The 5,720-nt window shown below is 71.2% G+C and carries 4 protein-coding genes and 1 pseudogene; all 5 read left to right on the plus strand.

The genetic code is table 11. The features are described from left to right. A pseudogene (locus D7X12_RS38605) lies at nucleotides 1-871 on the plus strand (serine/threonine-protein kinase); the annotation flags it as partial. Beyond that, nucleotides 868-1,860 carry a tetratricopeptide repeat protein gene (locus D7X12_RS38610; protein ID WP_120630162.1) on the plus strand — a complete coding sequence of 331 codons (993 nt, stop codon included), beginning with the start codon at nucleotides 868-870 and terminating at the stop codon, nucleotides 1,858-1,860. The pseudogene D7X12_RS38605 and the gene D7X12_RS38610, both read left to right, overlap by 4 nt. A 19-nt stretch (nucleotides 1,861-1,879) precedes the next feature. Continuing rightward, on the plus strand, nucleotides 1,880-3,778 hold the full coding sequence (locus D7X12_RS38615) for a sigma 54-interacting transcriptional regulator (RefSeq protein WP_120630163.1): 1,899 nt from the start codon (nucleotides 1,880-1,882) through the stop codon (nucleotides 3,776-3,778). A 14-nt stretch (nucleotides 3,779-3,792) separates the two neighbouring features. Beyond that, nucleotides 3,793-4,377: a hypothetical protein gene (locus tag D7X12_RS38620; RefSeq protein WP_120630164.1), complete on the plus strand. Its 585-nt coding sequence runs from the start codon at nucleotides 3,793-3,795 to the stop codon at nucleotides 4,375-4,377. Then, on the plus strand, nucleotides 4,374-5,720 hold a 1,347-nt coding region (locus D7X12_RS38625), incomplete at its 3' end, for a carboxypeptidase-like regulatory domain-containing protein (protein WP_120630165.1). The genes D7X12_RS38620 and D7X12_RS38625, both read left to right, overlap by 4 nt.

Genomic DNA, 5,720 nt, shown 5'->3' on the forward strand with positions numbered 1-5,720 from the left:
GGGCCTGGGCGGCTGGCAGTGGAACCGCTCCCGCCCGGCGGACCCGGCCCCGGGCCCCACGAAGGCAGGCATGACCGGAGCCTCCCCGGCGCAGTCGGAGGGCACGGGGTCGCGGCGCACGGATCCGCAGGGTACGAACAGCGCGACCGGCGTGCCCACGGGTCCTCAAGGCACCGGAGGCGTGGGTGGCCCGGGCTCGCAGGGCACGGGAGGTTCGACCGGTGCGACCACGGGCCCGCGGGGCACGGGCTCCCAGCCTCCGCCTGTCGCCATCACCGGCACCCAGCCCACGACGCCCGGACGCGACCCCGAGCCCCCTCCGCGCACCCTCGTGGGAGAGCGCACCGGACCGCGCCCCGTGGTCGTGGCCAGCATCGATCCTCCGGAAGACGCGTCCAAGAACGCGCGCAACGGCCGGCTCCCCGTGTCCATCCTGGTGCGCCCCTACGGCTCCATCCGCGTGGACGGCGGCCCGGCCAGCGCGCAGCAGCTCGCGCAGCACGACGTGCACGTGGCCCCGGGCCCGCACACCATCACCGTCTCGTGCGGCTACTGCGAGGACGCGACGGAGACCATCGACGTGAAGGCCGAGGGCGAGAACGTCTTCCGCCTGCGCGCCCTCCTCAAGCCCTCGCAGCTCACGTTCGACTACCAGCCGCCCGACGCCATCGTGCGCATTGGCGACGTGGAGCGCACCGCGCACGACAGCCTCCAGCATCCCTTCGACATCCGCTCGCCCCGGGGCCCCGCCAGCTTCCAGCACCGCGTGGAGGTGGAGATCACCTCGCCCGGGTACAAGACGGAGAAGCGCGTCGTCCTGCTGGAGCCGGGCAAGCCCACCACCCTTCGCGGAAGCCTGCGCCCCGAATGAGCCGAGGCCCGCTGCTCCTCGCATCGCTGGTGCTGGCCCTGCTGGGTCCCGCCTCCGTGCGCGCACAGCCGGTGCCCAGCGCGGATCCAGAAGTCTCCGCCCTGCGCTCCGGCTTCGAATACGGCAAGTACGCCGAGGTGCTGGAGCGCGCCGGCCAGCGCATCGACCGCGGCGACCTGCCCGAAGAGGACCTCGTGGAGCTGCACAAGCTCGCGGGCCTGTCCGCCTTCAACCTGAACCGCACCGAGGAGGCCGAGCGCCACCTGCGCGCCGTCCTCCGGTTGGATCCCGACTTCAGCCTGGACCCCTTCGTCGTCCCGCCCCCGGCCGTCGCCTTCTTCGACGAGCTGAAGAACCAGATGGCCGGCGAGCGCGACTTCCTCCGCCAGGAGCAGCGCCTGCGCCTGGAGCGCGAGAAGGCGGAGGCCGAGCGCCGGGAGCAGGAGCGCGTCGCCCTGGAGACGCAGCGCCGCCGCGCGGAGGAGCTGGCCCGTCAGGTGACGGTGCGCACCGTGGAGAAGCGCAACTTCCTGGTCAACTTCGTCCCGTTCGGCGCGGGCCAGTTCCAGCAGGGCCGCAACAGCATGGGCATCGTCTTCGCGGCCACGGAGGGCGCGCTCGCCGTCACCAGCATCATCGCCTTCTTCGCGTACGACTCGCTCTTCGAGGAGCGCCTCGTCAGGCTGGACAACGTCCTGGACGAGGACGGCTTCGCGGCCATCCCGGTGCGCTACATCCCCACCGACCGCGCCCGGCAGGCGGACACCTGGCAGTTGCTCAAGCTTGCGTCCGCGACCGGCTTCTACACCGTGTACACGCTGGGCGTGGTGGACGCCGTCTACCACCACGAGGACCAGGTGGTGAGCAACACCACCGTGGAGTCCCGCCCGGAACCGACGCCGCCCACCGTCTCCAGCATCCCTCCCCCGCGCCTGCGGCTCTACTCCACCCGGGGTGGCCTGGGCGCCGGTCTCTCCCTCACGTTCTAGCCCCGGAAGCGCTCCGCTCATGGCCAGCCTCACCGTCCGCACCCCCGATGGAAAGGTCCGCACGGTCTCCCTGCTCAAGCGCATCACCAGCCTGGGCCGGGGACCCGACAACGACGTGCCCCTGGAGGACTCGGGCGTGCCTCCCAACGCCCTGCACGTCACCTTCGACGGCACCCGCTACGAGGTGGGCAGCCTGGGCGCCACCTTCCACGTCAACGGCAAGCGGCGCGACAACCACGCGCTGTCCACCGGCGACGTCGTCAAGGTAGGCGGGACGGAGCTGACCTTCTCCCGCGAGGACGCCCTGCGCGAACCCGTGCGCCGCGAGCTGCCCGAGCGCGACGCGTCCTTCGCGTCCCCCGTCGCCGGCTCTTCCGACTCGCACACGTCGGAGCTGCCCGGGGTCGCGGGCCGGGAGCTGGTGCTGCTCAAGCGGCTCACCGCGTTCAGCGAGCGCCTCTTCGGCAGCTACGACGTGGACCGCATCCTGGAGAGCCTGCTGGACGAGGCCATCGAGGTGACGCGCGCCGACAAGGGCTTCCTCATCCTGATGGACAGCGGCGAGCCGCGCATGAAGGCGGCGCGCAACGTGGCGCGCGAGAACATCGAGGACGCGGTGGAGAAGCTGTCTGACTCCATCATCGCCAAGGTGGTGAAGGACCAGAAGGCCATCATCGTCGCGGACGCGCTGGACACCCCGGAGTTCAAGGCCAGCGAGTCGGTGGTCAACCTCAAGGTCCACTCCGTCATGTGCGTGCCCGTCATGCACAAGGGGGACCTGTTCGGCGTGCTCTACGTGGGCAACGACCGGCTGGTGAACCGCTTCGAGCCCAAGAGCCTGGACATGCTCACCGTGTTCGCGGCGCAGGCGTCCCTGCTCCTGCAGAACGCGATGCTCGTCAACGACCTCAAGCTCGACAACACGGAGCTGCGGCGCAAGCTGGAGGACCAGCGCTACGGCGACATCGTGGGCGCGTGCCCCGGCATGCGGGACGTGTACAAGCGCATCGACAAGATCGCCCCCACGGACATCTCCGTCCTCATCACCGGCGAGACGGGCACCGGCAAGGAGCTCATCGCGCGGGAGATCCACCGCCGCTCGCCGCGCACCAAGGGCCCGTTCATCACGGTGAACTGCGGCGCCATCCCGGAGAACCTGCTGGAGAGCGAGCTGTTCGGTCACGCCAAGGGCGCCTTCACGGGCGCGGTGGCGACGAAGGCCGGCAAGTTCCAGGCGGCCATCGGCGGCACCCTCTTCCTGGACGAGATTGGCGAGATGCCGCTCCAGCTCCAGGTGAAGCTGTTGCGCGCACTCCAGGAGAAGGTCGTCTACAAAGTGGGCGAGAACCGCGGCGAGCCGGTGGACATCCGCGTGGTGGCCGCGACGAACAAGATTTTGGAGGAGGAGGTCAAGCGCAACGCGTTCCGCGAGGACCTCTACTACCGCCTCAACGTCGTCACCGTGAAGCTGCCGCCCCTGCGCGAGCGCGGTGAGGACATCGTGTTGCTGAGCCAGGTGTTCATCAAGAAGTACGCGCGCGAGTTCAACTCCAAGGCCCGCGGCTTCACGCCCGCCGCCGCCGTGTCGATGAAGAAGTACGGCTGGCCGGGCAACATCCGCGAGCTGGAGAACCGCCTCAAGAAGGCGGTGGTGCTGGCGGACAAACCGCTCCTGGGCCCGGACGACCTGGACCTCAAGCCGGAGAACCTGGAGCCCATCATGCCGCTCATCCAGGCCAAGGAAGAGTTCCAGAAGCGCTACATCAACGAGGTGCTGGCCCGGAACAACGGCAACCGCACCAAGACGGCCAAGGACCTGGGCGTGGATCCGCGCACCATCTTCCGCCACCTGGAGAAGCTGGAGGCGGAGAAGACGGGACGTCCCCTGCCCCCCGAGGAGAACGAAGAACTGCTGTAGGCTTGCGCCACGCCATGCATCCCCACGCGACGCGACAGCCCCGAGGCATCCTCCAGCGGCTGGTGGCCGGCCTGGGCCTCGCTTCGCTCGCGGCGGGCGCCGGGTGCCTCATCCCCCAGGATGAGGCGCTGCTGGAGGCCGTCCCGGAGTTCAAGAACCGGCCGCCGCGCGTGGTGGAGGAGCAGGTGGAGCCCTCCGAGCGCATCCTGCGCGCCTTCGGCGTGGGCAGCTGCACGCAGGACTTCAGCGTGGTGGTGGAGGACCCGGACGTGGACGACCGGCTCACGGTGGAGTGGTACGTGGACTACAACCCGTCCAACCCCGAGGGCTACTACCGGCAGATCGTCCTCGCCAACACCGGCCAGCCCCGGCGCGACGACCGGGGCACGCTGCACATGGACCTGCGCTCCGCCAACAACCCGCTGGGCACGCCGGGCATCCACCTGGTGGAGGCGCTGGTGACGGACCGGCACCTCACCCAGCGTCAGCCGGATCCACCCGAAGAGGTGCTCCTCCCCGACGGCGGCCTCGTGAAGGACCCGGGCTTCGTCACCTCGTACTCGTGGGTGGTGAACACGGTGGCGGGGGACTGTCAGTGAGGCGCGCGCTCCGGACCCTCGCCCTGGCGCTCTGGGTGTCGGGCGCGGGATGTGCCTTCCTGGAAGACGATCCGCCGCCGGAGCAGCTGGTGTGCCGCTCCGACGCGGACTGCGTCGGGGCCCAGGTGTGCTTCGCGGACGGCTGCGGCAGCCCCGGCGACGACATCGTCGTGGAGGTGCAGGCAAACCCCAAGGCGGGCCTGCACGCCCAGGACTTCCCGGTGGACCGGCTGCGCGCGGAGCAGAACCTGGAGCTGTTCGGCCCCGTGCGCCTGAAGGGCCGGGTGTCACGGGGCACGGTGCCCGCCGTCGACGGAGGCACGGCGCCCGCCGCCTACCGCGGGCCCATCCACCTGCTCGCCACCGGAGAGAGCCTGCTCATCCCGGGCGTCGCGCGCCGCTATGAGGCAACGCTCGTCCCGGACGACGGCGCGTGGGTGCTGCCCGTGGGCACGGGCGACTACCGGGTGACGCTCACCCCCGTGGATCCGGGCCTGCCACCGCTGGCGCGCACCACCACGGTGGAGCCGGGCACCGGCGGCGCCGTGGCGTTCGAATTGCCCACCGCCTCGCGGCTCGTGACGCTCACGGGGACGCTGGTGCGGCAGGGCACGCAGCGGGTGGACGCGGAGATGGAGGTCCAGGCGCTGGATGAATCGCTGCGGCCCCTGTCCCAGCGGATGCGCGTCGTGAGGGGCACGGGCGCGTTCCAGGTCGTGCTCAGCGCCGAGGACGCGGAGCGCCCCACGGTGCTGCTGCGCGCGTCGCCGCTGAACGCCGGGGACCTGGTGCCGAGCAAGACGTTCGTCGTGTCACCTTCGGCCGGCGCCACCGGGCCGCTGGAGCTGGGCGACCCGGGCGCTCCGGTGCGCGTGCAGGGCCGGGTGCTGGAGGGCCAGTACGGGGTGCCCATCGCCGGTGCACGCGTCTCCCTCCAGGGGCGCGTGGGCGGCGGCGGCACCTTCGAGGGCCTGCCCGTGCTGACGGACGCGCAGGGCCGCTACCAGCTCACCTCCCTGCCCGGCCCTCCCGATTCCCCGCTCACGCTGGTCATCGTCCCGCCCCCCTCGTCGATGGCGCGCCTGACGCTCCATCCGGTGACGGTGCCCGCGCAGGACAGCACGCTGCCGGACGCGACGTGCCCGCTGCGCATGGTGGTGACGGGCAGCGTGCGACAGCCGGACCCCGCGAACCCGGCGTCGGGCGTGCGCCTCGTGGTGGAGCCGGTGGGCGCCCTCCCGGGCTGGCCCCAACCCCCCATGGGCTTCGAGGTCCCCGTCACCACCGACGCGCGAGGCGGTTTCCAGTTGGCGTTGGATCCGGGCGAGTACCGGCTGGACTTC

It is taken from the genome of Corallococcus sicarius (assembly GCF_003611735.1).
GTDB lineage: Bacteria > Myxococcota > Myxococcia > Myxococcales > Myxococcaceae > Corallococcus > Corallococcus sicarius.

Excerpts from the sequence above, each read along its gene's own strand:
- D7X12_RS38620 (WP_120630164.1), top strand. The coding sequence starts at position 3,793 with ATGCATCCCCACGCGACGCGACAGCCCCGAGGCATCCTCCAGCGGCTG.
- D7X12_RS38615 (WP_120630163.1), top strand. The coding sequence starts at position 1,880 with ATGGCCAGCCTCACCGTCCGCACCCCCGATGGAAAGGTCCGCACGGTC.
- D7X12_RS38610 (WP_120630162.1), top strand. The coding sequence starts at position 868 with ATGAGCCGAGGCCCGCTGCTCCTCGCATCGCTGGTGCTGGCCCTGCTG.